Source organism: Clostridium sp. AF32-12BH (assembly GCF_003477935.1).
Classification (GTDB): Bacteria; Bacillota; Clostridia; order Lachnospirales; family Lachnospiraceae; genus Brotaphodocola.
Genome location: NZ_QUEH01000005.1, coordinates 1,312 through 27,570 on the forward strand (window position 1 = coordinate 1,312; position 26,259 = coordinate 27,570).

Genomic DNA, 26,259 nt, shown 5'->3' on the forward strand with positions numbered 1-26,259 from the left:
AATGTCCGGGGCTGAAACACGACACCGAAGCTGTGGACTTGCCTATGGCAAGTGGTAGAGGAGCATTCTTAACTGCGGCGAAGCAGTACCGATAAGGAGCTGTGGAGTGTTAAGAAGAGAGAATGCCGGAATGAGTAGCGAGATGGAGGTGGGAATCCTCCAGGCCGAATATCTAAGGTTTCCAGAGTAAAGCTGATCTGCTCTGGGTAAGTCGGGACCTAAGGCAAGGTCGAAAGACGTAGTCGATGGACAACAGGTTGAAATTCCTGTACCACATATCATCAGAACTGTGGGGACACAGGACGATAACCAGACCCGGGAATGAAAAGACCGGGGCAAGCGAAGAAGGAGTTAAGCCGGCAAATCCGCTTAACAATCCGAAAGCGTGATGCGGACCGAACAAAAGTAGGGAAGCTGGTAATTCGAACTGTCAAGAAAAGCCGCTATTGTGTGATATGTGCCCGTACCGTAAACCGACACAGGTGGATGAGGAGAGAATCCTAAGGCCGGCGGGAGAAGCATTGTTAAGGAACTCGGCAAAATGACCCTGTAACTTCGGGATAAAGGGTGCCTGCGCAAGCAGGCCGCAGAGAATAGGCTCAAGCAACTGTTTAGCAAAAACACAGGTCTATGCAAAACCGAAAGGTGAGGTATATGGGCTGACGCCTGCCCGGTGCTGGAAGGTTAAGAGGAGAGGTTAGAGCAATCGAAGCTTTGAATTTAAGCCCCAGTAAACGGCGGCCGTAACTATAACGGTCCTAAGGTAGCGAAATTCCTTGTCGGGTAAGTTCCGACCCGCACGAAAGGCGTAATGATTTGAGCGCTGTCTCGACAATGCACCCGGTGAAATTGAAGTACCAGTGAAGATGCTGGTTACCTGCGCCAGGACGGAAAGACCCCATGGAGCTTTACTCCAGCTTGATACTGGGATTCGGTTATACATGTACAGGATAGGTGGGAGGCTAAGAAATGAGGACGCCAGTCTTCATGGAGCCGCTGTTGGGATACCACCCTTGTGTGACTGGGTTTCTAACCTGCAGCCGTGACCCGGCTGGGGGACAATGTCAGGTGGGGAGTTTGACTGGGGCGGTCGCCTCCGAAAGGGGATCGGAGGCGCTCAAAGGTTCCCTCAGAATGGTTGGAAACCATTTGCAGAGTGCAAAGGCATAAGGGAGCTTGACTGCGAGACCGACGGGTCGAGCAGGTAGGAAACTAGGACTTAGTGATCCGGTGGTATAAAGTGGGATTGCCATCGCTCAACGGATAAAAGCTACCCTGGGGATAACAGGCTTATCACTCCCAAGAGTTCACATCGACGGAGTGGTTTGGCACCTCGATGTCGGCTCATCGCATCCTGGGGCTGAAGTAGGTCCCAAGGGTTGGGCTGTTCGCCCATTAAAGCGGTACGCGAGCTGGGTTCAGAACGTCGTGAGACAGTTCGGTCCCTATCCGGCGTGGGCGTAGGATATTTGAGAGGAGCTGTCCTTAGTACGAGAGGACCGGGATGGACTGACCTCTGGTGCATCGGTTGGGTATCAAACCCATGGCCGAGTAGCCAAGTCGGGACGGGATAAACGCTGAAGGCATCTAAGCGTGAAGCCCCCCTCAAGATGAGATATCCCATACGCAAGTAGTAAGACCCCTTGAAGACGACGAGGTAGATAGGGCAGAGGTGGAAGTGTGGTAACACATGCAGCTGACTGTCACTAATAGGTCGAGGGCTTAACCAAGACGGTTTAGGTAAGAGAAAACGGATGAAATTCAATATGTGGTTTTGAGGGTATATACCTTCCTATTTAGATGTATTCCTCGATAGCTCAGTCGGTAGAGCACGCGGCTGTTAACCGCGCTGTCGTAGGTTCAAGTCCTACTCGGGGAGCTGGTCTGAAAGGACCTCAAGGTTTCGGACCTTTAGCTCAGTTGGTTAGAGCAACCGGCTCATAACCGGTCGGTCCTGGGTTCGAGTCCCTGAAGGTCCATTTTCAAATCCAATTTTATTATTATTTTGGCCTGGTGGCTCAGCTGGTTAGAGCGCCGCCCTGTCACGGCGGAGGTCGTGGGTTCGAACCCCATCCGGGTCGCTGATCTGTCGATCAGATCGTTACAATTCCATATTGGAAAAGGGGTCTTAGCTCAGCTGGGAGAGCATCTGCCTTACAAGCAGAGGGTCATAGGTTCGAGCCCTATAGGCCCCATTTGGCGAGTCAGCCATAGATGCCGCAGTGGCGGAACTGGCAGACGCACAGGACTTAAAATCCTGCGGGACTAATCTCCCGTGCCGGTTCGATTCCGGCCTGCGGCATTTACGTGAAAGGTATTTCTGTATTTACAGAGATACCTTTTTTTGTTACTCTAAGAGAGTAGTGAAACAGAAGGAGAATTGAGAGCAGATAGGGAAAAGAACTTTAAAGAAAGAATATTGTTTTCAGGCAGCAACAAAATAGAGACGATCAAGAGAAGGGAAGATAGCGATGATAAGAAAAACAGCACGCGAAACAGTACTTTATTATAATCCGGAAGCATCATCAAAAGTTGTAAAATTAAAAGGAGTCCTGGTGCGCATGGGGATTCGAATCCGAAATGTGACGCCAGAACAGTTTGACGAAACGGTAGGAGCCCTTGCCGGGATTTCAGGATTTGAAAAAGAAAATCAAAATAAAGAGCAGTTGGTAAGGAATCTGCAGGAGCAGCGCCAGGAACCAAGCCAGGATCAGAATCAAGACCAGCATCCGATGATTCAGGATGAAGTACTGGTTATGCATGGATTTACGAGCCGCCGGATCGATGAACTTCTGGCGGCATTTCGAAAGGCAGGAGTTGTGAAGGTAGAATTGAAGGCCATTGTGACGGAAACGAATGCGCACTGGACATTTTACCATCTGTATGAAGAAATTAAAGAGGAACATGAACGTATGACGAAAGGCGGGGCAAATGCAGAGGGATAAGGCAATGTCAGATGAGCCGATTTTGCGAAAAAGAGTTTCTGGCAAACGGGCGGGGCTATTCCTTCTTTGTGTTATGCTGCTGTGCAGTGCCTGCTCAGCTCCAAAAGAGGAAAAAACGAAAGAAAAAACAGTGCTAGAATTATGGCATTACTGGGCGAGACAGGATTCAAGACAGTGTTTGGCTGGCATGATCCAGGAATTTAATGCGATGCATGAGGATATTGAGGTTCGGGCGAATTATATCGCAGATGAAGATTTTAAAAAGCGTCTGGTATTGGCGGCAGCCTCCGGAGAAACTCCGGATTTGGCGATTGTAGACTCTTCGGATGTCCAATATTATGATAAGGCGGGGATTTTATCCGATCTTTCTGAAGAGGTGAACGAGACGGAATATCTTTCCAGGGCTATGATCAGCTGCCGGGCAAAGGATGGACGCATCATAGGACTTCCATTAGGCTTAAACTGTCTGATTTTTTATTACAATACGGATATTTTGAAGCAGGCAGGGATAGAACCGCCTGAAACACTTGAGGAGTTTGTAAGAGCGGCAGAAGCGGTCACAACCGACCAGATATCCGGATGCGCATTTCCGGCCTTGCAAAGTGAGGAAAGCAGTTTTTGTTTTTTACCGATCCTATGGAATTATGGGGGAAGTCTTGCCCAGATTGATTCCCCGGCGGGAGAGGAAGCCTTTGGATTCCTGAAGCAGCTTGCGCAGAATGGTGCATTGAGTGAAGATAATGTCAATATGACCTTATCGGATATTGGATGGGAATTTGCGAATGGAAATATAGCAATGGCGTTTATGACATCTGGTTATGAATATGAGATTCGAAAAGAAAATCCTTCTTTGCATTTTGCGATGGCAAAGCTTCCCTGTGGAGAGAACGCGGTTACGGTCAGTGGTGGGGAAGTTCTCGCCGTGACAGACCCGGAACACGAGGTGGCTGCCAGAGAATTTGTAAAATTCATGTCGGAACCGGCACAGGTGAAGAAGTGTCAGGATAGTATGGGATATCTTGCTGCAAGAAGAGATATGCTGAAAGAGCAGATCGGCCGGGACCCGGAGAAAAAGGCATACTGGGATTATCTGAAACAGGCGAAACTCCGGGAAATAGAGGCTTACTGGCCATCCTTGTCGATGGAAATTGCAGAAAGCATTAACCGTGTGATCCTGGGGCAGGATGACCCGGATGAGTTAAAACAGCTTTCTGAACGCATCAGCCGGATCAGGAGGGAGAACTATGAAAAAGAGTAGAAGCCTGCGCTCCATGATTTTTTTCCTGGCAGTTGTTCTGGTAATCCCCATTCTTGGTTTTTCTTTGTATTTGCAGCTGCAGACGTGGAAACTTATGCAATCGAATTTGCAGAGAGAATTGGAGGGGGAGTTATATACAGAGAATCACATGCTTCAAATGATCATGGATAAGTACGATATGGTCCTTTATGATTTTTGTACAGATGATGAGATCATAGATCTGGTGGAGCAGATCAATGAAGCAGAGAAGGCCTCCGATGCAGTAAAATATCAGATTCGGCGGAATCTGTCGCATCTATGCAACCGAAATGCCGGGATTGAAGGAATTACGCTGATTACGGAGTCTGGTACGATCTGCTTTTATGACCGGAGAGCAGCCTCTTTTGTGTCAACCAAATGGGCAAATCAGGTATCTCCCGGAGACATGCAGGGAAAGATGGCTGTCTATCACGGAAATTCTTATCAGAATGAAGGGGAAGATACTTCGCTCCATATGCTTCAGCTTACAAGAAAGCTCGCAGATTACCGGAATATCAACCGCAGAATCGGGACCGTGATCCTGAGTGTTGACCAGTCTGTACTCTGGGAAGAAATTCAGGCCGATGGGAACTCTTCGGTATATGTCTGTGAAGGGGATACTATCATTGCAGCGGCAGATGCCAGACAGATCGGGAGCAGTATTTCCACGAAACCGCACCGGGGATACCGGGTACTGGAAACAGAGAATAAAAAAACAGGATGGAATATATATCATTTTTATTCGATCGCCCAGTACGATCAGGTGGTAAAACGTAATATTGGAATTGGTCTTGGGACTTTGGTAGCGTTAACGATTTTATCAACATCCATTGTCTGGCTCATGACCAGACCGGTATTGGATGAGGTTGGAAAACTGGTGTACGCAATGTCCGAAATAGAAAATGGAAATTTTTCGGTTCAGATTTCAGGCGTTGCGAATCCACGAAATGAAGTGGAGCGGATTGAAGCCGGCTTCAATGAGATGTCCAGCCAGTTAAAGAAGCTGGTTGAGGCGGTGAAGCAGTCAACAGTAGAACAGAAAAATGCGGAACTTCAGGCAATGGAAGCACAGATCGATCCTCATTTTTTGTACAACACCCTGGATACGATCAACTGGAAGGCTCTGGAGCATGATGATTATGAGGTAAGCGCAATGGTTGGGGCCCTGGCAGATATCCTGCGCTATTCGATTCGGAATCCGGGAGATATGGTAAGCATTAGCCAGGAGCTTTCCTGGCTGGATCATTATATCATGCTTCAGAAGGAAAAACTGGAGCAGCCACTTCAGGTGATCACGGATGTTCCACCGGAACTGTTAGGGTATCGGATTCATAAAATGCTTCTTCAGCCATTTGTGGAAAACGCGATCAATCATGGTTTTCGCCGGATGATATCGCCGTGTAAGATTGAAATTTCCATGAAACTTCTGGACGAACAGTTTTATATCCGGATCCGGGATAACGGATGCGGAATTTCGCCAGCGCTTGTAAGAGAATTGAATGATAAAAACAGTGATTCCGGCCATCATGTCGGCATTGCCAATGTCAGAAAACGTCTGGAACTTTACTACGGGGAAGATCACGCGATGTATTTTGAAAGTCAGGAAGGTTCCGGAACCAGTGTGCATCTGTTTATTCGAGCGGTATGTGGAGGCAATCAGAATGAAAATTATAATAGTGGAAGATGAGAAATCGATTCGCAACGGACTGACGAAGATGCTCCCGAAACTGAGTCCGGATTATGAAGTTATGGGTGCGGCAAAAGATGGTCTGGAAGGATATCACAGGATTTTGGACGAAAATCCGGATCTCGTGATCATGGACATCCAGATGCCGGAGATGGATGGGTTGACCATGCTGGAAAAACTGCGGGAAAAGGGGTTTCAGGGAAAGGCTGTAGTTTTAACGGCATATTCGGATTTTTCGTATGCCAAACGGGCGATTGAACTGGGAATTGAAAATTACCTGCTGAAACCGATTAAGATCGATGAATTAAAGAAAACACTGGAGGCTGTGAATTTATCACTCCGTCAGGAAGCCGGTACGCGGAAAATGCAGGAAAAGCTGCTGTCATTAGAACAGATATTTCGCTCTGCGCTTTTGGCAGAGCTTACGGTGGATGAAGAACTGGAGTCTTATGCAGAATCCATGTACGGGTTAAACAGCCATGGTACATTTGCGGTTCTGATGGCATATCTGAGTGATTATTACGATGAGTATTATGGACCGGCAGAGCGCTTTCTGGAGCCATATCTGTCGGCTGGAACGGAATATTCGGTCTGCATGCTGACAACCGTGCGCTATCGTGCGATCGTGATGGTATTTTACAATATAAGAGATCCGGAAAAAATTCGAAACTGGTATGAAAAACGTGTGATCCCTGCAGCCTACCGAAGTCTGGAGCATGCGCCGATCTTTTGCTGGACGGTTTGTGAGGGACTGACCTCCCTGTCCTCAGGGTTTGAAAAACTGGAACAGGCCAGAATGTGGAAGCTGTGCTTCCCGGAAGGAAGTCTGATGACAGAGGAACAGATCCGGGCGACCAAAACGGTTCCAATTAAGTATTCACCGGATCTGGAATCCCAGCTGAAGCAGGCAGTGGTAAAGCGGGATAAGGTGGCTTATGACCGGATTTTAGAGCAGCTCATTGCCTATTGCGTGGAGGAGCCGCATCATCCGGATGAAATCCGTGAGGCGTGGGCGAGACTGGTCGTAGCGATGGTTACGGTTTCCAATTCCATGGGACGGGTTACCGATAATATTTCCATGCGTCATACTATGGAGGGATTGTCCCAGGCGATTTCCTGGCAGCGAATCCGGCAGCTGATGCAGCATTTTTATGATGAGATCACCGGAGTACACGATCAGCCGGAACATGTCAGTTTATTGGTAAAAAAAGCACTTTCCCTGATCGAGACTTACTATAGCCAGGGGATTACACTGGAGGAACTGGCCGAACGTCTTTGCGTGACCGACGAATATTTGAGTACGCTGATCAAAAAAGAAACCGGTATGTCGTTTACGGAAACCCTGCGGAAAGTGCGAATTGAACGCATGAAGGAATTGCTCCTGCATTCCGGGCTGAAGCTGAATCAGATTGCGGAAATGGTGGGATATTCGGATCCAAAGTACATGAGTAAGGTATTTAAGGAAGAAGTTGGCATGCTTCCGGCCCAATTCCGGAAACAGAATCATTGACAAAGGAATAACACCTTAAATAGTTACTCCTTTTTAAAAAATTTCCTCTTTGCATTTTCTGCGAAAATGGTAGAATAATGTCAACATAAAAAAGATGACATCATACAATTGTGTATTGTTTTATAGGATGCAGGTAACGGGAACGATAGGAACCGTTATCAATGCAGAGTAAAGAAGGAGTGACCATTATGAGAGAGATGAATCTGACTTTCCGTAATCCGGATGAAGTACTGGATTTTGTAAAAACAGTAGAGCAGTACCCGTTTGATATGGATCTCTGCCGCGGCAGCGTTGTAGTAGATGCCAAATCTTTACTGGGTATCATGAACCTGGGTTTTAACCAGACTGTAAATTTAAAGATTTACAGCAATGACTGCACCGATCTTTTCCACAATATTGAGAAGTTCAGAGCAGCATAAGAATACGAGACTTTCAATTATTTGTTCCCCCATACCGGACAGGATAGCGCATGCTATTCTGTCTTTTATTTTATGGAAAGATGTGGTAAAATCGAAGTAATTTCGCAAAAAAATCAAAGGATTCTGATGGTAAGAAGCGTAAGTCCGCTATGTGCGGATTCATCTTTCCAAGATGCACAGTTACCACAAAGAATAAAAACAGATGAGGAGAGAAAAATGTACAAGATTGTTTCCCGCTTACTGATCTACGGCGATATGCCGAACGATACGATTTTAATGCAGCTGGCCGATATCACCCGCAAAGCAGACGATAAAAGCCAGACGAAAGAAGAACTGCTTACCAGGACTTTTACCCAGATCAAACACCTGCTTCAGGTGGCAACGGATTACGGGTTTGATAAAAACTTATGGCAGAACTATCTGACCTTTCTGCTGATCACCAATGAAAATCCGTTCAGCATTACCTGCGAGAAGGTAGGGGCGAACGACGGCAGTGTCAATTATTTTGCGAAGAGTGATTTTAAGGCATTTATGGAGCTGTTCCATTACGATTTCAGCGGTCTGGAGGAGTATCTTGGTATTGATTGCTTTACCCGCCTGACCAACTATAAGGCGATTGGCAAAAAGGACCTGATGTACAATAAGAATGTCAGTGAAAAGGTTCGTATGCTGAGCGAAAAGCTGGCAGCAGCAGCAGATGAGGAGGCATTCTTTGACGCAGTGACCGGCTTCTACAAAGCTTATGGTGTCGGCATGTTTGGTCTGAACAAGGCATTCCGCATTCAGTCCCGTGAGGATGGCGGCGTGAACTTCTGTGCGATCAACAATATGGATGCCGTTATGCTGGATGACCTGATCGGTTACGAAATCCAGAAGAAGAAACTGGTGGACAATACCCTCGCTTTTGTGGAAGGCAAGAAAGCCAACAATGTTCTGCTGTTTGGTGACAGCGGTACCGGTAAGTCTACCAGTATCAAAGCGATTGTCAATGAATTTTATGATCAGGGTCTGCGCATGATCGAGATCTATAAGCATCAGTTTAAGGATCTGTCTTCCGTGATCGCCCAGATCAAGAACCGCAATTACCGGTTCATTATTTACATGGATGATCTGTCTTTCGAGGAGTTTGAGATTGAGTATAAATTCTTAAAAGCTGTTATCGAGGGTGGCGTTGAGACCAAGCCGGACAACATCCTGATCTACGCAACTTCCAACCGCAGACATTTGATCAAAGAAAACTGGAGCGACCGTGATGATGTCGAAAGCCAGAATGGTATGCATCGTTCCGATACGATGGAAGAGAAGCTGTCCCTGGTAAACCGTTTTGGTGTGACCATCAACTACTCCAAGCCGTCCCAGAAGGAATATTTCAACATTGTGGTTGAGCTGGCTCACCGTGTAGGACTCACCATGTCGGATGACGAACTCCGTGCGGAAGCAAACAAGTGGGAATTAAGCCACGGCGGAATTTCCGGACGTACTGCACAGCAGTTTATCAATTATCTGCTGGGAACCGTGTAAAATTAGTCTGGCAAAACGGTCTGTCTGCGGGATATGCAGGTGCATGTGTGCAAGAAAAAATTTGGAATCCTGTTTTGAAAAACAGGTTGGGAAGCAGCAAAGAATGGCGTATCTAAGCCATTTCTTAGCTGCTTTTTCCTTGTGAAAAACCAGGGAAAAAGGCTTTTGAAAATTTTTTTAAAAAAGTTTTTAAAAAGTGTTGACAAAACAGGAAACATGCGGTATCATATACATCGTTGCAGCGAACAAGAGCTCAACAAAATAAAAGAATATGTGTGCGTAGCTCAGCTGGATAGAGCACTTGGCTACGGACCAAGGTGTCGGGAGTTCGAATCTTCTCGCGCACGTATCGGAAAGGCATTCTCATGAGAGAGTGCCTTTTTTCTTTGCTTTATAGAAAATTTTCTTCTATCATAAAAATAAAAGAATCTTTTTGGCGATTACTGCCATTGTCAAAAAATGACCAGCAAATATAATAAGGATGATCTTTGAGGGCGATGAGAAAAAACCTCATCTCTTCTAAAAACCGGTTGATTTTGTCTGTATTCATTCTGTTTGGCCAGCAGCGAGATCGCGGTGCAAAATAAATCGGGGATGACTATGGTTAAATAAAAAAAGGGGGTCATTTTTCTTATTCTTGTGAGTATCGCAATTGTAATCCTGCTGGTATTCAAAGGTGTCCCGGTATTCTATTCTGCATTTATTGCGTCGTTGGTATACCTTCTGACTGAAGCATTGTTTACTGGTGCCGGTGCAGGTACTTCTTCCGGATGGTTCCTTCATATGCAACCCTGTGTGGACTTCTGGTAGGTACATTCAGCAACCCGGTTATCGCATCGGCTGTTACCGTAGGTGGTCTTGCCGGTGTTACCGGATCTGGCACCGGTGGTATTGGTCTTGCTATGCCGGTAATCATTGAAAACTTTATTGGTGATATTGCAACCAACCCGAATCATGTAAATCTGGAAGTTCTGTCCCGTTGTACTTCCATTGCAGCACTGACCCTGGATTCCCTTCCGCATTGCGGACTGGTTGTTTCGGTTATCAGTTATACCGGAAACACCCATCGGAATTCTTATCTGCAGACAGGTGCAGTTAACGTAGTCTGCCCGATCATTACACTCCTTCTGATGCTTGCATTTGTAGCAGTGACAGGATGTGCATATCTTCCGGCATAACCGATTGTAAAAATAAATTTCATTGGCCAACAACACACCCTCCGTTTTACAGAAATGTAAGCGGAGGGTGTTGTGGATGAAAAAGAGTCTGCTATAATAAAAGAAGATCACGCGAGAGGAGAGAAACGATGGAACTTAAGTATATTTTACTGGAAAAGAACGACAGGATCGCGACCATTACCTTTCACAGACCGGAGGCGCTGAATGCACTCAACAGTGCGCTTCTTTCTGATCTGGATGCTGCGGTGGATGATGTCATCGCGGATGATGCCGTGCGTGTGGTAGTATTTACGGGAGAAGGAAAATCTTTTATTGCAGGAGCGGACATCAAAGAGATGGATGGCGGCAGTGCCATGGAGGCAATCCGTTATTCCCGCAAGGGTGCTGCATTATTCCGAAAAATCGAGCTGATGGATAAGCCAACGATCGCGGCAGTGAATGGCTATGCGTTTGGTGGTGGATTTGAGTTCATCCTGTGCACGGACATCCGTTTCGCCTGCAGCAAAGCCAAGCTCCGTCTTCCAGAGGTGACTCTGGGAATTACAACAGGTTTCAATGGAAGTCTTCGTCTTCCGAAGTGTGTTGGAATCAACAAGGCAAAGGAGATCATGTTTACCGGGAAGATGCTGACGGCTGCGGATGCACTGGAGCTTGGTATTTTAAATTATGTGACGGAACCGGAAAATCTGATGGAGGAAGTTTACAAAATGGCCAGTCAGATTGCAGATCATTCGGCTTCAGCGATTGCGATGGTGAAGGCAATGGTGAATGCCGGAATCGATGCAGATATCGACACTGGCATGAATATCGAACTTGGCTATATGGCGGCCTGCTTTGGAACACCGGATCAGATTGAGGGATTTACTGCGTTTAAGGAGAAAAGAGCAGCAAAGTTCCGCTGATGATAAAAATTCAGGATGAGAAAAACGAGAAGGAGATAAAAGAATATGACAGGAATGTATCTGGAAGAGTTCTGTGTCCCGGTGAAGCGGAATCAACACCTTTCCGTAAATGATCAGGATTGCTGGATCATTTTGATGAAAGATTTTTAAGTCTTCCGCTGTGCGGACAGTCCAGAGTGTAATGCCTCGCTGGTCTTTGAAAGAAACCTGCTTTTTCCCGATGACAGTACTTGCAAAATTGGCGGGAACAGCGATGATCTGCCGGGCATTTGGGTGATCTGCAAGGATCAGGCGGACACGGAAACCCTCTCCGATCTGGTTATAAAGATCTTTCATGACGTTTCTGACTGATCTTGCAGTAATAGGGAAAGAATGCAAAAGCCATGGCAGCAGGCATGAGAAGCATGATTGGACTTATTCCCACAGTCAGGATGCCTGCCAGCGCAAGAATGGCAATCACTGCGATGACTGCGGGGGAAGAATATTCTACGATCTGCATAAAATGACTTTGGAAAAGAGCATGGGCTGACTGATAAAGTCCGAGTGCTATGTCATCTTCCTGGGCGGTACAGTCGGTAAAACCGTATTCTGTTCTGGCCTGTTCTGGTGTAATCATAAAAACCCCTCTTTGCTGTTGTAAGATAAAAAAGCAGCTGACGGATGCCATAGCAGATGGATCAGCAGCTGTCTGCTATCGTAACACAGACAAATGGGAATGTCCATAGAGATCGTGACCAAGAACGACTTGTAAAAAAAGTGTGAATAACGTATAATTGTGATATAAATGATAGAATACTCACATGATGGGAGAGAAAAAGAGAATAAAAGAAAGTGAGCGGGAAAGCGAATTATGATGCCGCAGGAATATGTGAGCAGTGATGCGATTTACGAAGATTTATGCAACAAGATAGAAAAACTGGTTTATCTTCCAGGAGAGAAGATCAGTGAGAATGAATTATGCAAACAGTATGGAGTTACCAGACATATTGTGCGCAGTGCGATCAGCCGTCTGAAGGAACGGTTGCTGGTAACGGTTTATCCGCAGCGGGGAACCTTTGTCAGCCTGATCGACATGAAGCGTGTGGAGCTGATCCTTTTTATCCGGGAGGCAGTGGAGCAGGAGGCGATTCGTCTTTTACAGTTTTCATCCCAGGAAGTGCTCGATAAAATGCAGGAAAGCATGAAAATCTGTCTGGAAAAACAGAAAGAGGCCATGCAGCAGCAAATTGATATGGATGCGTTTTATGAGCTGGATAACGAATTTCATGGATGCTTTCTGGAGGCAGTCGGAAGAAAAGGTGTAATGGCGCTCATTAGCGAAGATTACATTCATTTCCGCCGCTGGAGAAATTTTGATGTTGGAAAGAGCCGCCGGCAGCCGGAAATCATCGAAGAGCATACTACGATCATGGAAGCATTGATGCGAAGGGATACCAAGACAGCACATGAATTGCTTCATTCACATCTGAATACAGAGACCCGGCAAAAGTATATCCAGGAACGGGTATCTCCGGAATATTTTATTTATTCCTGAGGAAAACACGGCTAAGATTGTTAAAAATGGGTCAACAACCTGGGTGCGTCGGTCTGCAAAAACGGAAAGGAAAATCACGATTTTACGTGGTTTTCTTTTTTGCATAGCGGCAGGGACACTCGCGGCAGATTTGCTGATTTTGCAAAAAATCGTTTCAAAGCACGGCGAAAACCAGGAAAAAGCCAGTATTTCAACAAGGTGCGGGTGGTTCACATGAAAAATACGCTTGCCATGAGCACGATTGAAGTGTCGGAAGCCCTGTACGAATCAATCAAAGAACTTCCGGGCATCAGCTATGTAAGCGGACCGGTTCCGATGGAGTTTGATCCGGAAGGAAATCTGGTTGAGACGGTATGGTCGGAGCAGGGCTGAGCAAATAGCGCAAAAAGGAGCAGACGATTATGGTATATACATTGGGAATTGATATCGGATCCACAACTTCCAAGTGTGTGATCCTGGAAGATGGAAAGACGATACGGGCGAAAAGCCTTGTGAAGGCCGGAACCGGACGGTTTCTGGATGTGATGGCTGGAATTTTGCAGCTGGATGTCGATGAACTCGGAGCTTACGCATTAAAAGCAGAAGAGCCGGTCCGGATCTCCAGTACCTGTACGGTATTTGCGGAATCCGAGGTCATTTCCCAGCTTTCCAAAGGTGTGAAGCTTTCGGATCTGATCGCCGGAATCTGCAATTCGGTTGCAAGCCGTACGGCAGCACTGGCAAAACGTGCGGATGTCACCGAAGTCAACGGATAAAAAATATGTCGAAATTGACATATCTGTATTTACATGCATTCCCTAATGTGATATAATTTTAACAGAATTATGGAACATAGGTCAAAACTGCTCCAATGTGGTCGAATCTGTGCATGCTATATGGAGGGTGACATGGAAAGACTGCAGTTTGCGGGCAGGAAGTTTCTGAATGGAATGAAGGAGTTAAAGGGGAGCTATCATGAGGCTGATTAAAAAAACAATTGCGGAATGTCTCAGAAGCAGGGTCAAAGAAAGTGCGGATAAAATTGCGCTGGAAGCAGATGAGCAGCGTTACACCTGGAGGGATCTGGATACCCTCAGTGATTATATGGTGGGGCGTATGCTTTCCTGCGGGATCCGGAAAGGAACACATGTGGGAATCTGGAGTACCAATTCCCCAAACTGGATCATTGTCTTTCTGGCACTGACCAAGATCGGAGCAATTCCGATTCTCTTAAATACCTGTTACAGTACCGAGGAGATGGCAAAGGTCCTCCGCTATGCAGATGCAGAGTTTGTTTATTATGGCGAAGGGTATAAGAAACTGGTTTACGAGGACATGGTTGTTTCGCTGAAAGAAGAACTGGAAGGTGTCGTAAAACGCTGGATTTATATAGGAAGAGATACCGCACGCCGCTGGATGACAGAAGAAAGCTTTGTTTTTGCAGAACGCATGAAAAAGGTCACCAAAGAAATCGGCGGCTATATCCGGAAGGTAAACCCGGACGACACAGCAGCAATTTTGTTCACCTCCGGAACGACTGCGATGCCAAAGGGCGTGATGCTGAGCCATTACAATCTGGTGAACAGTTCCCTGGAAACCTGTGAGCATATGAAATGGGATGAGTCGGACAAAATGCTGATCGCAGTTCCTTTATTCCATTGTTTTGGAATTACATCCAGCCTTTTATCCAGCATCCATACCGGATTCTGTATGCATGTGATCGAGTATTACAAGACCGTAACCGTGTTAAAGTCAGTGCAGGATTATCACTGTACGCTTTTAAATGGTGTTCCGTCCATGTTCCTTGCGGTTGTCAATAATCCGCTGCACAAGGAGTATGACTTAAGCAGCCTGCGCCGGGGAATCATTGCAGGTTCTCCGTTAAGCCCGCAGGATTATATGCTGATCCGCCGGGAAATTCCGAGTCTGGTCCTTCATGCTTCTTATGGCCAGACCGAGACATCTCCCTGTGTCAGTATCGGTGATGTGGGAGATTCGGATGAGGATAACGCCAATTCTGCAGGCAGGGTGATCCGTCACTGCGAGGTGGGAATCTTTGACAAGGATGGAAACAAGCTTCCGGTTGGAACGGATGGAGAAATCTGTGTGCGCGGATACAATGTGATGCAGGGATACTACAATCTTCCTGAGGCGACAGCAAAGGCAATTGATTCCAATGGCTGGCTTCACACCGGAGACCTGGGGCATGTAGATGAACGCAACTTCCTGTATGTAACGGGGCGCATCAAAGAAATGATCATACGGGGCGGCGAAAATATTTCCCCGCGGGAAATCGAAATGGCAATCTTAAAATATCCGGGAATCAAAGCAGTGAAGGTGATCGGGCTCCCGGCAGAAGTTTTACAGGAAATGATCGTTGCGTGCATTGTGCCGGAGGATGGAAGGACCATCAGCAATACCGGTCTGATGACGCATCTGGAAAACCATCTGGCATACTATAAGCTTCCAGCCCACATTGTGCGCTTTGAGTCGCTTCCGGTCAATGCCAGCGGTAAGATCATGCTGGGGGAACTGAAAAAGCAGGCAGCGGAGATCGTCAAAGCCAATCCGGAAGCAACCGCTACCGGAAAAGACGATCACCGGAAGAGATGATCCAGGCAAAAACAGTCCGGGTAATTTACCTGGATGCCATGTCAAAGCGGGCAGCTTGAAGAATAGAATGCCGGACACTGTATGAAGTGCACAAAATAATCATTTTGATTTCGTACAAATTAGCAAAAACGATCACAAAACAACATGTCTATGTTTACATGTTGTTAAGGATGTGTTATAATCAACACAGGTGTTAAAGAAATAACAAACGCGCCGGATTACGAAGAATCTTGTCGGAATCAGACGTGAAACGTAAAAACACGGAAATTTCATTCCGTATAATTAAAAGGAGGCAAACGATGATTCTTTCTGCGAAGTATGAATTAATGAGAAAGAACTTCCGCAATTTCGCGGAGACTGAGTTCACAACCGAGATTCAGGAACAGCTGGATAAAGAAGGTGGATTCAACGAGGAAATCTGGAAGAAGATGGCAAAATACGGCTTCTCCGGTGTTAAGATCCCGACCAAATACGGCGGTCAGGGTGGAGACAGCCTGGCATACGTTCTGATGAACGAGGAATTCTCACGTGTTTGCCCGGTACTTGCAATTTATGCAAACACCCCGAACTCCTTAGGTGGCGGTCCGCTGCTTGCATGCGGCAATGAAGAGCAGCTGCAGAAATATCTGGTTCCGGTTGCAAAAGGTGAGAAACACATCGTATTCGCATTGACTGAGCCGGGTGCAGGTTCCGATGCAGGAAGCATGACCACAAGAGCTGTGGAAGATGGTGATTACTATGTATTAAATGGCCGTAAGTGCTTCATCTCCGGTGCACCGATCGCTGATTATGCAGTTGTATTCGCAAAAACCAATCCGGCATTAAAGGGCGCAAGAGGCATTTCCATTTTCGTAGTAGATATGAAGCTGCCGGGCGTTTCCTGTGGTAAGCCGGAAGCTAAGATGGGTATCAACGGATATCCGACCAGTGATATCGTATTAGAGAATGTACGCGTACATAAGAGCGATCTGGTAGGCCCGTTAGACAAAGGTTACGGCGTTGCAATGTCCACTCTGGACGGCGGCCGTCTTGGTGTTGCAGCTCAGTCCCTGGGTCTTGCACAGGCTTGTCTGGAAGAAGCTACCAACTATGCAAAAGAGAGAAAACAGTTCGGCAAACCGATTTCCTACAATCAGGGCATCAGCTTCATGCTGGCTGATATGGCAACTGAGATCGAAGCAGCACGCTGCCTGATCTACAACACCGCTATGGCAAAGGACGCAGGTGACAAGAATGCCTCCGTTATGTGCTCCATGGCAAAATATTACGCATCTGAGATGGCAAACCGCGTAGCAGGCAAGGCAATCCAGATCCACGGTGGTTATGGTTTCATCAAAGAGTACAAAGTAGAGCGTCTGTACCGCGATGCACGCGTTATGACTCTGTATGAAGGAACCAGCCAGGTACAGCAGATCGTTATTTCCAGAAGTCTGTTAAAGTAGGAGGAAGCTTAGAATGAGAATTTTTGTATGTGTAAAACAGGTTCCGGATACTTCCGGAAAAGTTGCTGTAAAAGCAGATGGAACACTGGATCGTGCATCCATGCAGACCATCATCAACCCGGATGACCTGGCTGCTACGGAGGCAGCTCTGGAATTAAAGGATGCTACCGGTTGTCAGGTAACCGTAGTTACCATGGGGCCGCCGCCAGCAGAGGGCATGTTAAGAGAGCTGATCGCTATGGGCGCAGATGACGCAGTCCTGATCTCCGGTCGTGAGTTCGGTGGATCCGATACGTTCGCAACTTCCCAGATCATCGCAGGCGCACTGCACAACCTGGGTGTTGGACCGGAAGATGTGATCTTCTGCGGACGTCAGGCAATCGATGGCGATACCGCACAGGTTGGTCCGCAGATCGCAGAAAAATTAAACATTCCGCAGGTTACCTACGCAGCAGACATCAAGAAAGAGGGCAACTCCCTGACTGTAAAACGTCTGCTTGAGGATGGTTACATGACCGTTCAGGTTCAGACTCCTTGCCTGATCACCTGCGTAAAAGAGTTAAATGAAGTTCGTTACATGACCGTAAAGGGCATTCTGGAGTGCTGGGATAAGCCTCTGACTGTTCTGGACTACAATGCATTAAAAGACGAGCCGCTCATCGATCCGACCACCATCGGACTGAAAGGTTCACCGACCAACGTATTCCGTTCCTTTACCCCGCCGCAGAAGGGCGCAGGACAGATTCTTGGCGGTACCGCTGCAGAAGCTGCTAAAGAGCTTGCAAGTCTGCTTGCAAAGAAACACGCAATCTAGGAACAGGGAGGAAAAAGAATATGTCTTATAATAGTGCTGAGATTAATGAATTCAGTGATATCTGGGTATTCTGTGAGCAGCGTGACGGCAAGCTGATGAATACTGACTTCGAACTGATCAGCGAAGGTAGAAAGCTGGCAGACGAGAGAGGTTCCAAGCTGGTAGGTATCTTACTTGGCGGCGAGGGAATCGAGAATACCGCAAAAGAGCTTGGCGGATACGGCGCAGACAAAGTCATCGTATGCGCAGATAAAAACCTGGCAGTTTACACCACCGATGCATACAGCAAAGTGCTGTGCGACGTGGTTATGGAAAAGAAACCGGAAGTTCTGTTAATCGGCGCATCCAACATCGGACGTGACCTTGGACCGCGTGTTGCTGCAAGACTTCACACTGGTCTGACTGCAGATGCAACCCATCTCGACATCGATATGGACCGCTATGTGCAGTTCTTAAAAGAGTCTTCCACCATCGATCTGGAAAAAGTTAAATTCAAAATGGATGATAACAACTTAAAGATGACCCGTCCGGCATTCGGCGGTCATCTGATGGCTACCATCATCTGCCCGCGCTTCCGTCCGTGCATGTCCACTGTACGTCCGGGTGTTATGAAGAAAGCAGAGTTTGATCAGGCTAAGGCGGATGCATGCGAGATCGAGATGGCTCAGTTCTCCTTAACCGCTGCAGATTTAAGAACCAAGGTTCTGGAAGTTGTTAAGGAAACCAAGAAGCTGGTTGACTTAATCGGTGCAGATATCGTTGTCAGCGTAGGCCGCGGTATCAGCAAGGATCCGGAGAAAGGTATCGCACTGGCAGAAGAACTGGCAGAGGCTCTGGGCGGCGGCGTTGTAGGCGCATCCCGTGCAGTTACCGATGCAGGCTGGCTGTCTTCTGACCATCAGGTAGGACAGACCGGTAAGACTGTACATCCTCGTATCTATGTTGCACTTGGTATCTCCGGCGCTATTCAGCATAAGGCAGGCATGCAGGATTCTGAGATCATCATCGCAGTGGACAGCAATGAGACCGCTCCGATCTTTGAGTGCGCGGATTACGGCATTGTAGGAGACCTGTTTGAGGTTGTTCCGCACATGATTGAGGAAATCCGGGCAGCAAAAGAAGCCAAGTAAAAATTTAAATGAATAGCTAATAAGGTCCGAAGTGAATGAGCCCGCTTTCCGGGATTTTCAGCATATCAGGTGTTTGCATCTTGAACACACGTGTACGAATGCAGCGTATGTAATCCGATACAGGCGAACGCGTGTTGTGAGAGCAAGCAAACAACGATATGTGAAAATAGAGGAAGGCGGTCTCGTTCTCTTCCGGACCTTTATTCGTTCCGTCCTATAATTGCTCTGCGGTTGACAGCAGCAAAATTCTGACGTAGAATGGTAAAAAATGAAAGCAGCGGGGAGAAGTAAGTATGATTTATGCGAAATCTGGTGAGAGTCATCCGAATACGTCAGATGAAATTTTTGAACAGATGCTGAACCGGATCATCCAGCTGCGCCTGGAGCCTGGACAGCTGATCAGCGAGAATCAGATGTCTGCGGAGTACGGAGTGTCCCGCTCGGTCATCCGCACTGTGTTTACGCGTCTTAAGCAGCTTGGCTTTATTGAGATTTATCCGCAGCGAGGTACCTATGTCAGTCTTATGGATTTAAGCCATATCGCGGATCTTCTGACATTGCGTACAGCGGTGGAAAAGGAAGTCCTCTATGAGATTTTTACCGAACTGGGCGAAGCAGAGCGCAGCCAGATGCTGAAGCGGCTGGAAGCGAATCTGAAGGAACAGGAGAAATACAGGGATGAGGCCGATTACTTTGGCCGTTTTCCGGATCTGGATGCCGAATTCCATAAGATTATGATCGACAGTGTAGGACGCAGCGCCATGATGTGCATGTTGGATAGCCTGATGCTGCACCTCGCGCGCTGGCGCAACTTTGATGTGGCTTTCGATAATCGTGTGCCGCAGCTGATCGAGGAACACAAAAAGATAGTTGAGGCTATTGTGGAAGGGAACATCCAGAAAGCTCAGGAATGCATGGGAAGGCATCTGGAAACGATCACAGCCATTGCGGACAGGGCTACGGCCAAGTATCCGACCTATTTCAGAAATGGTTGATCCGATCTGTTATAGAAAGGAAGAGACGGAATATGCAAAGAAGCGCATAGTTCCGTCTTTTTCTTTGCTTTTCAGGCAGTTGCCTCGGAAACGAGAGTGTTTAAAAATAAACAAAAAATGCTGGATTTATGTAAACTGAAAGAAACAAAAGAAATGGTGTGCAAATAAAATTCCGGTGAAAAACACAAAAAATACAAAGAAACTATTTACATTCATTGATAAATTTGATAGTATAAGGTCATGAGTTGAGCTGTTTGTTGGCGATATTGAGGAATCGTACAACAAATTTTTTTGGCGTTTATCTTGTATACTAGAATACCAAAGTGTGAAACACAAGCAAGACGCCGTTTTTATTTGCTCAAACTTGTTTAATTTTTAACAACTGCAAAGAAACATAGAAATAACAGTTAAAAATTTCGAAGAGGTGTCAGTTATGTATACACTGGGAATTGATATTGGCTCTACTACATCCAAGGCAGTGATCCTGAAGGATGGAAGCGAAATCGTGGCCTCCTCCATTGTGGTAGCTACCGTCGGAACAGACGGAGTCAGCAAGGCACTGGAAAATGTAATGAAAGAAAGCGGTCTTACGCAGGCAGATATGGCATGCACCGTGGCAACCGGATACGGACGCCAGACCTATGATGGGGCAGATTATCAGGTCAGTGAGCTGACCTGTCACGCGCTGGGTGTCCACTATGTTTGTCCGGGCGCAAGAACAGTAATCGATATAGGAGGCCAGGATGCCAAGGTTCTTTCTCTGAATGAAGAGGGACGCATGATTAACTTTGTTATGAATGACAAATGCGCGGCAGGAACCGGCAGATTCCTGGATGTTATGGCAAATATCCTGAAGCTTGATATTTCCCAGCTGGAAACCGAAGCCGCAAAAGCAGTAAAGCCGGCAAGCATCTCCAGCACCTGCACGGTATTCGCAGAGTCCGAGGTAATTTCCCAGCTGGCATCCGGAACTGATATCCCGGATCTGGTAGCAGGTATCTGCCAGTCTGTGGCAACCAGGGTTGCATCTCTGGCAAAGCGTGTAGGCATCCGCGAGGAGGTCTGCATGAGCGGCGGCGTGGCGCAGAACGGCGGTGTCCGCAATGCCATGGCAAAGGAGCTTGGCGTGGAAATCTACTACGACAAGCGGGCACAGGAACTTGGAGCTCTCGGCGCAGCAATTTACGCATACGGAAAGAGCAGCCAGTCATAGATCAAACAGAAAGCTTACCGTGTTCCTTTGCGGAGGACGCGAGCTGATACAGACCGGACAGACGCCGCAAGTGACGTGCGGACGGCCAGAACCTATTTAAGTTTAGGAAATGAAAATGTATAAAGGAGGTTTTTCACAATGGCTGAAGAAGTAAAAAAGAGCAGACCAGCACCAGATCCGAACTCAGCAAAGTTTAAGCTGGGCCAGATCGCGGCAAAGGCTTACAGTGATGCGATGGAGGCCAAAAAACGCGGAGAGATGGTTGGCTGGTGTGCCAGCAACTTCCCGGTAGAAATCCCGGAGACGCTCGGACTGTATGTCTGCTACCCGGAAAACCAGGCAGCCGGCATTGCAGCAAGAGGCGGCGGTGAGAGAATGTGTAATGAGGCAGAGGGCGAGGGCTACTCCAACGATATCTGCGCATATGCACGTATCTCCCTTGCTTATGCAAAACTGAAATCCGCTCCGGAGCAGGATATGCCGATGCCGGACTTCGTACTTTGCTGTAACAACATCTGTAACTGTATGATCAAATGGTACGAAAACCTGGCAAAAGAGCTGAACATCCCAATGTTCATGATCGATATTCCGTTCAACCCGGATTACGAGGTATCCGATGCGGAGACCGAGTACATCAAGGCTCAGTTCTGGGATGTTATCCATGGTCTGGAAGCGTATACCGGCAAGAAATGGAGCGATGAGCGCTTCAAAGAGGTTATGGCTTCCTCCGGACGCGCAAGCCGCGCATGGATCGAGGCAACCTCCCAGGCAAAATATGTTCCATCTCCGTTTAACGGATTTGACCTGTTAAACCACATGGCAGTTATGGTTACCGCACGTGGTAAAGAAGAGGCAGGCGACGCTATGGAAACCCTGTTAAAAGAGTACAAAGAGAACCATGAAAAGGGCACTTCCACTTTCCGTGCAGAAGAGAAATACCGTATCATGTTCGAAGGTATTGCATGCTGGCCGTGGCTGCGTGTTACCTCTACCGGCTTAAAGGGCAGAGGCATCAACATGGTAACCACCATTTATGCTGACGCATTCGGCTTCATCTACGATGACTTTGACGGAATGTGCCGTGCATACGCAAACGTTCCGAATGCCATGAACCTTGAGCATTCCAGAGACAAACGCATCAAGCTCTGCAAGGATAACCATGTAGAAGGTCTGTTAGTACATACCAACCGCTCCTGCAAGCTGTGGTCCGGATTCATGCCGGAGATGAGCCGTCAGATCGGCGAGGCATGCGGCATCCCGGTTGTTTCCTTCGATGGCGACCAGGCTGATCCGAGAAACTTCTCTGAGGCACAGTACGATACCCGCGTACAGGGTCTGACAGAGATCATGGAAGCAAACAAAGGAGGGAAATAGAGATGGCAGCAAAGGAATTATTAGCACAGCTTCATGAAGTTGCTGCAAATCCAAGAAAACAGCTGGACAAATATCTGGCTGAAGGTAAGAAGGTCGTTGCAGTAACCTATTATACACCGCAGGAGATCGTTCATTCCATGGGCCTGGTACCGATGGGTGTCTGGGGCGCAGACATGGAGATCAACGAGGCAAAGAAATATTATCCGGCATTTATCTGCTCTATCATGCAGACAATCCTGGAGCTGGGAATCAAGGGCGAGTATAAGGGCATTTCTGCTATCATCATCCCGTCTCTGTGTGACTCCTTAAAGACTCTGGGCCAGAACTGGAAATACGCAGTAAAGGATATCCCGTTCATCCCGATGACCTATCCGCAGAACCGGAAACCGGATTTCGGCATCAAGTTCACCAAGGCCGGTTATGAGAGAGTCATCAATGACCTGACCGTTGCAACCGGAGCACACTTCTCCGAGTTCGCGCTGTCTGAGTCCATTAAAGTATACAACGAGCACAACGCAGCTATGAGAGCATTCTCTGAGGCAGCAGCAAATGCAGATATCACCGCAGCTGAGAGAAGCGATGTATTCAAGAGCGCATGGTTCATGCTTCCGGAAGAGCATACCGCAATTGTAAAAGAACTGACTGCTGAGCTCTTAGCCGGTCCGAAGAGCACCCGCACAGCCCGTGTTCTGGTAAGCGGCATTCTGGCAGATGCTCCTGGCATGTTAAAGATTTTCGACGACAACGGCATCCAGATTGTTGCAGATGATGTTGCGAACGAGACCAGACAGTATCGTACCGATACCCCGGAAATGACGAATCCGGTAGACGCACTGGCACAAAAATTCGCAAACATGGACAACTGCACACTCCTTTATGATAAGGAAAAGAAACGTGTGGATTATATCATTGAGCAGGCAAAGGCCCATGACGCAAAGGGCATCATCGTTCTGATGACCAAGTTCTGTGATCCGGAGGAGTTTGATTACGTTCCGATCAAGAGAGCATGCGAGCAGGCAGGTCTCCTGAACTTAAATATCGAGGTTGACCGCCAGATGGTAAACTACGAGCAGGCAGCCACCATGATCCAGGCGTTCAAGGAAATGCTGTAACAAAATGTTGATCGAGAGGCGGGCCGGAATCGTCCGCTTTGCGATATAAAAGAAACTGTGGGAACTATGTCAGGCGGGAAGCCTTTCATAGAACAGGATCTGCAGAAAAAAATAGGGGGATGGCATTATGATTAGTAAAGACAAAATGTCCGTAACAGTAGGTGTTGCATTTGTGTGGTTTACGACACAGTTCGGCGGCGGTTTTGCATCAGGCAACCAGCTTCGTCAGTATTTCGTACAGTTCGGAATCTGGGCATTCGTAACCTGCATTATGACTCAATTTCTGGGTGCATTTTTCCAGTGGTATGCACTGAGATATGCAAAGAAGCATGAGGTTTATGATTACAGAAGCTTCAATAACAGTTTTTATGGCAAGTATGCGCCGATTTTTTCCAATCTGTATGAGCTGGTATATATTGTGACGATATGCGTAGCTCCGGCAGCAGCATTCGCAACCGGTGTCAGCACTATGGAAAGTGCATTTGGCATTAATCACTGGGTTGGAACGATCTTTGTAGGAATCTTTATTTTTGCGGTAGCTGTATATGGCACCAACGTAGTACGTAAAGTGGCTGCTACTTTATCGGTACTGATTGTTGCGGGACTGTTGATCGTTTATATTCCGAATATCATCGCACAGTGGGGTGATATTTCCGCAAACATTTCCGCGAGCATGGCAAATCCGGCACCGTTTGGCAAGGCACTGTGGATCGGCTTCGTATATGCAGCCTTCCAGCTGGCATCCATCGGTCTGTTAGTACAGCACGCAAAACCGTTCGCATCTCCGGATGACGCGAAGACCTCTATGGTTCAGGGATTTTTCGTAAACGTTCTGATTTGCCTGATGGCTGTTGTTGGTCTGATGGCAATCGCAAATGATCCGAACTTCGCAACCGAGAGCATTCCGCTGCTGATCCTGGTAAACAGAGGTGTGGCACCGGGCGTGCTTCGCCCGATCATTTCCATCCTGATCGTACTTGGTTCTGTATCTACTGCAGTAAACATGATCGCCGGTATGTCCAACCGTGTATGTTCTTCTCTGGACAAAAACTTTGATCCGACTGCAAAACCGGGCGCAAAGGTTATTGCTGTTACCCTGATCTGTACCGTAGTAGCATTCGGTATTGCTCAGCTGGGTCTGAATAAGATCGTGGCAGTAGGCTACAAGTACCTGGGCTATTTAACCATTCCGGTTATCATGATCCCATATCTGGTACATATGGCAGCTACCAAGTTCGATACCAAAGACTGAATCTGTTAGGAACATTATATTTTTCAAAAAGGAGTGTAACATAAAATGAGCAAACCATTGGAAGGTGTAAAAGTTATTGAGCTGGCAACCTTTATCGCTGCGGCAACCGCAGGCAGATTTATGGCTGACCTTGGAGCAGATGTTATTAAAATTGAGTCCGCAAAGGGTGATCCGTTAAGATATACCGCTCCGTCTGAGGGACGTCCGTTAGATATGTATGAGAATACAACCTGGGATCTGGAGAATGGTAATAAGAGATGTATCTCCCTGAACATGAAAACTCCGGAGGGCAAGGAGGCATTCTTCAAGCTGCTGGATTCCGCAGATGTCCTGATCACCAACTGGCGCGTACAGGCTCTTCAGAGAGCTGGTCTTGACTATGAAACCTTAAAGGAAAGATATCCGAAGCTGGTTTATGCAATCTGTACTGGTTATGGTGAGTATGGTCCGGATAAGGATCTTCCGGGATTTGACTTTACCGCATTCTTCGCAAGAGGCGGATACTTTGAGACTCTGCGTCAGAGAAGCGATGTCCCGTTCAACGGTGCACCTGGTGTCGGTGACCACAACGTAGGTATGAACCTGGTAGCAGGTATTCTGGCTGCATTATATCAGGCAAAGACCAAAGGTGTCGGTGAGAAGGTTGAGACTTCCCTGTTTGAGAGTGCTGTATACAACATGGGCATGATGGTTCAGGCATCCAACTATGAAGGTATTGCACAGCAGTATCCGATCAACATCCGCAATGGTGCTAACCCGTTCAACTCCGCATGGCATACCGCAGATGACCGTTATATTCAGACCTGTATGCCGGATTACAACACCTATTACAAGAAGTTCATTGCAGCAGTAGGCCGTGAGGATCTGGTAGAGAATGAGAATTACTTCCCGATCCTGACCTGTCAGGAAAAGGGTCTGACTACGGAAGTTTATGATATTGTTATGGAAGCTTTCGAAAAGAAGACCGCAGCAGAATGGAGAGAAATCCTGACTGCAGCAGATATTCCGTTCGCACTGTGCCAGAACTGGATCGAGATCCGTAACGATAAGCAGGCAGAAGCAAATCACTGCTTCTACGATATGACCTATTCTAATGGCAATACCAGAAGACTGGTTCGTACACCTGTTAAGTTTGAAAATATGGGTGTTCCGGATTACAGACGTGGACCGTTAATCGGTGAGCAGGGTGTTGATGTTCTGAAGGAAATCGGTTATAATGATGAGCAGATTGATGCACTGAAAGCAAACGGAACTCTTTATATCTGGGAAGATCCGAAAAAAGCATAATGAGTGTTCCTTAGCATTGTAGTAAGGAAGCAGGGCTGCGCAGGCGCAGAAGCCACGCAGCCCTCTATGCGGCAAT

The 26,259-nt window shown here is 47.2% G+C and carries 21 protein-coding genes, 6 tRNA genes, 1 rRNA gene and 1 pseudogene (1 of these 29 only partly in view); 28 read left to right on the forward strand and 1 reads right to left on the reverse strand.

The window, feature by feature from the left end; translation table 11 throughout:
* The 15 genes from DWZ40_RS06015 to DWZ40_RS06085 all read left to right on the forward strand — a co-directional run.
* Positions 1–1,730: ribosomal RNA gene (locus tag DWZ40_RS06015) — 23S ribosomal RNA — on the forward strand (it extends 1,220 nt beyond the left edge of the window).
* Positions 1,731–1,806: 76 nt separating this feature from the next.
* Positions 1,807–1,879, forward strand: a tRNA-Asn gene (locus DWZ40_RS06020).
* Between the two features lie 26 nt (positions 1,880–1,905).
* A tRNA-Ile gene (locus DWZ40_RS06025) sits at positions 1,906–1,979 on the forward strand.
* 28 nt (positions 1,980–2,007) lie between these two features.
* Positions 2,008–2,081, forward strand: a tRNA-Asp gene (locus DWZ40_RS06030).
* A 41-nt stretch (positions 2,082–2,122) separates the two neighbouring features.
* Positions 2,123–2,195, forward strand: a tRNA-Val gene (locus DWZ40_RS06035).
* A gap of 21 nt (positions 2,196–2,216) precedes the next feature.
* Positions 2,217–2,302, forward strand: a tRNA-Leu gene (locus DWZ40_RS06040).
* Between the two features lie 169 nt (positions 2,303–2,471).
* Positions 2,472–2,945, forward strand: coding sequence for a DUF3783 domain-containing protein (locus DWZ40_RS06045; RefSeq protein ID WP_118541743.1), 474 nt, complete (start codon positions 2,472–2,474; stop codon positions 2,943–2,945).
* The gene (locus DWZ40_RS06050; protein WP_118541745.1) at positions 2,932–4,203 is read left to right on the forward strand and encodes an extracellular solute-binding protein; all 1,272 of its coding nucleotides are present in this window, start codon (positions 2,932–2,934) and stop codon (positions 4,201–4,203) included. The genes DWZ40_RS06045 and DWZ40_RS06050 overlap by 14 nt, the downstream gene beginning before the upstream one ends.
* Complete coding sequence (locus tag DWZ40_RS06055) at positions 4,190–5,908, forward strand: histidine kinase (RefSeq protein WP_118541747.1); 1,719 nt, start codon at positions 4,190–4,192, stop codon at positions 5,906–5,908. Before DWZ40_RS06050 ends, DWZ40_RS06055 begins: the two co-directional genes overlap by 14 nt.
* Positions 5,883–7,418, forward strand: a complete 1,536-nt coding sequence (locus DWZ40_RS06060) for a response regulator (RefSeq protein ID WP_182431630.1) — start codon at positions 5,883–5,885, stop codon at positions 7,416–7,418. Before DWZ40_RS06055 ends, DWZ40_RS06060 begins: the two co-directional genes overlap by 26 nt.
* A gap of 161 nt (positions 7,419–7,579) precedes the next feature.
* Positions 7,580–7,837, forward strand: a complete 258-nt coding sequence (locus DWZ40_RS06065; protein ID WP_347560054.1) for an HPr family phosphocarrier protein — start codon at positions 7,580–7,582, stop codon at positions 7,835–7,837.
* Positions 7,838–8,053: 216 nt separating this feature from the next.
* Positions 8,054–9,358: an ATP-binding protein gene (locus DWZ40_RS06070; protein ID WP_118541751.1), complete on the forward strand. Its 1,305-nt coding sequence runs from the start codon at positions 8,054–8,056 to the stop codon at positions 9,356–9,358.
* 273 nt (positions 9,359–9,631) lie between these two features.
* Positions 9,632–9,705: transfer RNA gene (locus DWZ40_RS06075), tRNA-Arg, on the forward strand.
* A 423-nt stretch (positions 9,706–10,128) separates the two neighbouring features.
* The gene (locus DWZ40_RS06080; protein ID WP_118541753.1) at positions 10,129–10,536 is read left to right on the forward strand and encodes a hypothetical protein; all 408 of its coding nucleotides are present in this window, start codon (positions 10,129–10,131) and stop codon (positions 10,534–10,536) included.
* Positions 10,537–10,664: 128 nt separating this feature from the next.
* Positions 10,665–11,438, forward strand: coding sequence for an enoyl-CoA hydratase-related protein (locus tag DWZ40_RS06085; protein WP_118541755.1), 774 nt, complete (start codon positions 10,665–10,667; stop codon positions 11,436–11,438).
* 319 nt (positions 11,439–11,757) lie between these two features.
* Here DWZ40_RS06085 and DWZ40_RS06090 read toward each other — a convergent pair whose 3' ends face one another.
* On the reverse strand, positions 11,758–12,054 hold the full coding sequence (locus tag DWZ40_RS06090) for a hypothetical protein (RefSeq protein WP_118541757.1): 297 nt from the start codon (positions 12,052–12,054) through the stop codon (positions 11,758–11,760).
* 234 nt (positions 12,055–12,288) lie between these two features.
* Here DWZ40_RS06090 and DWZ40_RS06095 point away from each other — a divergent pair, with 234 nt between their 5' ends.
* The 13 genes and pseudogenes from DWZ40_RS06095 to DWZ40_RS06155 all read left to right on the forward strand — a co-directional run bounded on the left by DWZ40_RS06095 (position 12,289) and on the right by DWZ40_RS06155 (position 26,183).
* On the forward strand, positions 12,289–12,972 hold the full coding sequence (locus DWZ40_RS06095; RefSeq protein WP_118541759.1) for a GntR family transcriptional regulator: 684 nt from the start codon (positions 12,289–12,291) through the stop codon (positions 12,970–12,972).
* Between the two features lie 213 nt (positions 12,973–13,185).
* Complete coding sequence (locus DWZ40_RS19405; RefSeq protein ID WP_182431631.1) at positions 13,186–13,344, forward strand: hypothetical protein; 159 nt, start codon at positions 13,186–13,188, stop codon at positions 13,342–13,344.
* A 125-nt stretch (positions 13,345–13,469) separates the two neighbouring features.
* A pseudogene (locus tag DWZ40_RS06105) lies at positions 13,470–13,718 on the forward strand (BadF/BadG/BcrA/BcrD ATPase family protein); the annotation flags it as partial.
* 208 nt (positions 13,719–13,926) lie between these two features.
* Positions 13,927–15,564, forward strand: a complete 1,638-nt coding sequence (locus DWZ40_RS06110) for an AMP-binding protein (protein ID WP_118541765.1) — start codon at positions 13,927–13,929, stop codon at positions 15,562–15,564.
* Positions 15,565–15,863: 299 nt separating this feature from the next.
* Positions 15,864–17,006, forward strand: a complete 1,143-nt coding sequence (locus DWZ40_RS06115) for an acyl-CoA dehydrogenase family protein (protein ID WP_118541767.1) — start codon at positions 15,864–15,866, stop codon at positions 17,004–17,006.
* A gap of 13 nt (positions 17,007–17,019) precedes the next feature.
* Positions 17,020–17,820 carry an acryloyl-CoA reductase electron transfer subunit gamma gene (gene acrB / locus DWZ40_RS06120; RefSeq protein WP_118541769.1) on the forward strand — a complete coding sequence of 267 codons (801 nt, stop codon included), beginning with the start codon at positions 17,020–17,022 and terminating at the stop codon, positions 17,818–17,820.
* A 20-nt stretch (positions 17,821–17,840) separates the two neighbouring features.
* On the forward strand, positions 17,841–18,950 hold the full coding sequence (gene acrA / locus DWZ40_RS06125; RefSeq protein ID WP_118541771.1) for an acryloyl-CoA reductase electron transfer subunit beta: 1,110 nt from the start codon (positions 17,841–17,843) through the stop codon (positions 18,948–18,950).
* A 293-nt stretch (positions 18,951–19,243) separates the two neighbouring features.
* Complete coding sequence (locus DWZ40_RS06130) at positions 19,244–19,945, forward strand: GntR family transcriptional regulator (RefSeq protein ID WP_118541773.1); 702 nt, start codon at positions 19,244–19,246, stop codon at positions 19,943–19,945.
* A 433-nt stretch (positions 19,946–20,378) separates the two neighbouring features.
* The gene (locus DWZ40_RS06135; RefSeq protein WP_118530539.1) at positions 20,379–21,158 is read left to right on the forward strand and encodes an acyl-CoA dehydratase activase; all 780 of its coding nucleotides are present in this window, start codon (positions 20,379–20,381) and stop codon (positions 21,156–21,158) included.
* Positions 21,159–21,296: 138 nt separating this feature from the next.
* Positions 21,297–22,532, forward strand: coding sequence for a 2-hydroxyacyl-CoA dehydratase family protein (locus tag DWZ40_RS06140; RefSeq protein ID WP_118541775.1), 1,236 nt, complete (start codon positions 21,297–21,299; stop codon positions 22,530–22,532).
* A 2-nt stretch (positions 22,533–22,534) separates the two neighbouring features.
* Positions 22,535–23,644: a 2-hydroxyacyl-CoA dehydratase family protein gene (locus DWZ40_RS06145; protein ID WP_118541777.1), complete on the forward strand. Its 1,110-nt coding sequence runs from the start codon at positions 22,535–22,537 to the stop codon at positions 23,642–23,644.
* A 127-nt stretch (positions 23,645–23,771) separates the two neighbouring features.
* Positions 23,772–24,896: a hypothetical protein gene (locus tag DWZ40_RS06150; RefSeq protein ID WP_118541779.1), complete on the forward strand. Its 1,125-nt coding sequence runs from the start codon at positions 23,772–23,774 to the stop codon at positions 24,894–24,896.
* Positions 24,897–24,941: 45 nt separating this feature from the next.
* Entirely contained in the window at positions 24,942–26,183 is a 1,242-nt protein-coding gene (locus DWZ40_RS06155) for a CaiB/BaiF CoA-transferase family protein (RefSeq protein ID WP_118541781.1), read from the forward strand.
* The last annotated feature ends 76 nt before the right edge of the window (positions 26,184–26,259 follow it).

Coding starts and splice junctions, on each gene's coding strand:
- DWZ40_RS06135 (WP_118530539.1), top strand. CDS start 20,379: ATGTATACACTGGGAATTGATATTGGCTCTACTACATCCAAGGCAGTG.
- DWZ40_RS06085 (WP_118541755.1), top strand. CDS start 10,665: ATGGAACTTAAGTATATTTTACTGGAAAAGAACGACAGGATCGCGACC.
- DWZ40_RS06065 (WP_347560054.1), top strand. CDS start 7,580: ATGCAGAGTAAAGAAGGAGTGACCATTATGAGAGAGATGAATCTGACT.
- DWZ40_RS06155 (WP_118541781.1), top strand. CDS start 24,942: ATGAGCAAACCATTGGAAGGTGTAAAAGTTATTGAGCTGGCAACCTTT.
- DWZ40_RS19405 (WP_182431631.1), top strand. CDS start 13,186: ATGAAAAATACGCTTGCCATGAGCACGATTGAAGTGTCGGAAGCCCTG.
- DWZ40_RS06145 (WP_118541777.1), top strand. CDS start 22,535: ATGGCAGCAAAGGAATTATTAGCACAGCTTCATGAAGTTGCTGCAAAT.
- DWZ40_RS06110 (WP_118541765.1), top strand. CDS start 13,927: ATGAGGCTGATTAAAAAAACAATTGCGGAATGTCTCAGAAGCAGGGTC.
- DWZ40_RS06060 (WP_182431630.1), top strand. CDS start 5,883: ATGAAAATTATAATAGTGGAAGATGAGAAATCGATTCGCAACGGACTG.
- DWZ40_RS06055 (WP_118541747.1), top strand. CDS start 4,190: ATGAAAAAGAGTAGAAGCCTGCGCTCCATGATTTTTTTCCTGGCAGTT.
- DWZ40_RS06070 (WP_118541751.1), top strand. CDS start 8,054: ATGTACAAGATTGTTTCCCGCTTACTGATCTACGGCGATATGCCGAAC.
- DWZ40_RS06095 (WP_118541759.1), top strand. CDS start 12,289: ATGATGCCGCAGGAATATGTGAGCAGTGATGCGATTTACGAAGATTTA.
- DWZ40_RS06115 (WP_118541767.1), top strand. CDS start 15,864: ATGATTCTTTCTGCGAAGTATGAATTAATGAGAAAGAACTTCCGCAAT.
- acrB (WP_118541769.1), top strand. CDS start 17,020: ATGAGAATTTTTGTATGTGTAAAACAGGTTCCGGATACTTCCGGAAAA.
- DWZ40_RS06140 (WP_118541775.1), top strand. CDS start 21,297: ATGGCTGAAGAAGTAAAAAAGAGCAGACCAGCACCAGATCCGAACTCA.
- DWZ40_RS06090 (WP_118541757.1), bottom strand. CDS start 12,054: ATGATTACACCAGAACAGGCCAGAACAGAATACGGTTTTACCGACTGT.
- acrA (WP_118541771.1), top strand. CDS start 17,841: ATGTCTTATAATAGTGCTGAGATTAATGAATTCAGTGATATCTGGGTA.
- DWZ40_RS06080 (WP_118541753.1), top strand. CDS start 10,129: ATGGTTCCTTCATATGCAACCCTGTGTGGACTTCTGGTAGGTACATTC.
- DWZ40_RS06050 (WP_118541745.1), top strand. CDS start 2,932: ATGCAGAGGGATAAGGCAATGTCAGATGAGCCGATTTTGCGAAAAAGA.
- DWZ40_RS06150 (WP_118541779.1), top strand. CDS start 23,772: ATGATTAGTAAAGACAAAATGTCCGTAACAGTAGGTGTTGCATTTGTG.
- DWZ40_RS06045 (WP_118541743.1), top strand. CDS start 2,472: ATGATAAGAAAAACAGCACGCGAAACAGTACTTTATTATAATCCGGAA.
- DWZ40_RS06130 (WP_118541773.1), top strand. CDS start 19,244: ATGATTTATGCGAAATCTGGTGAGAGTCATCCGAATACGTCAGATGAA.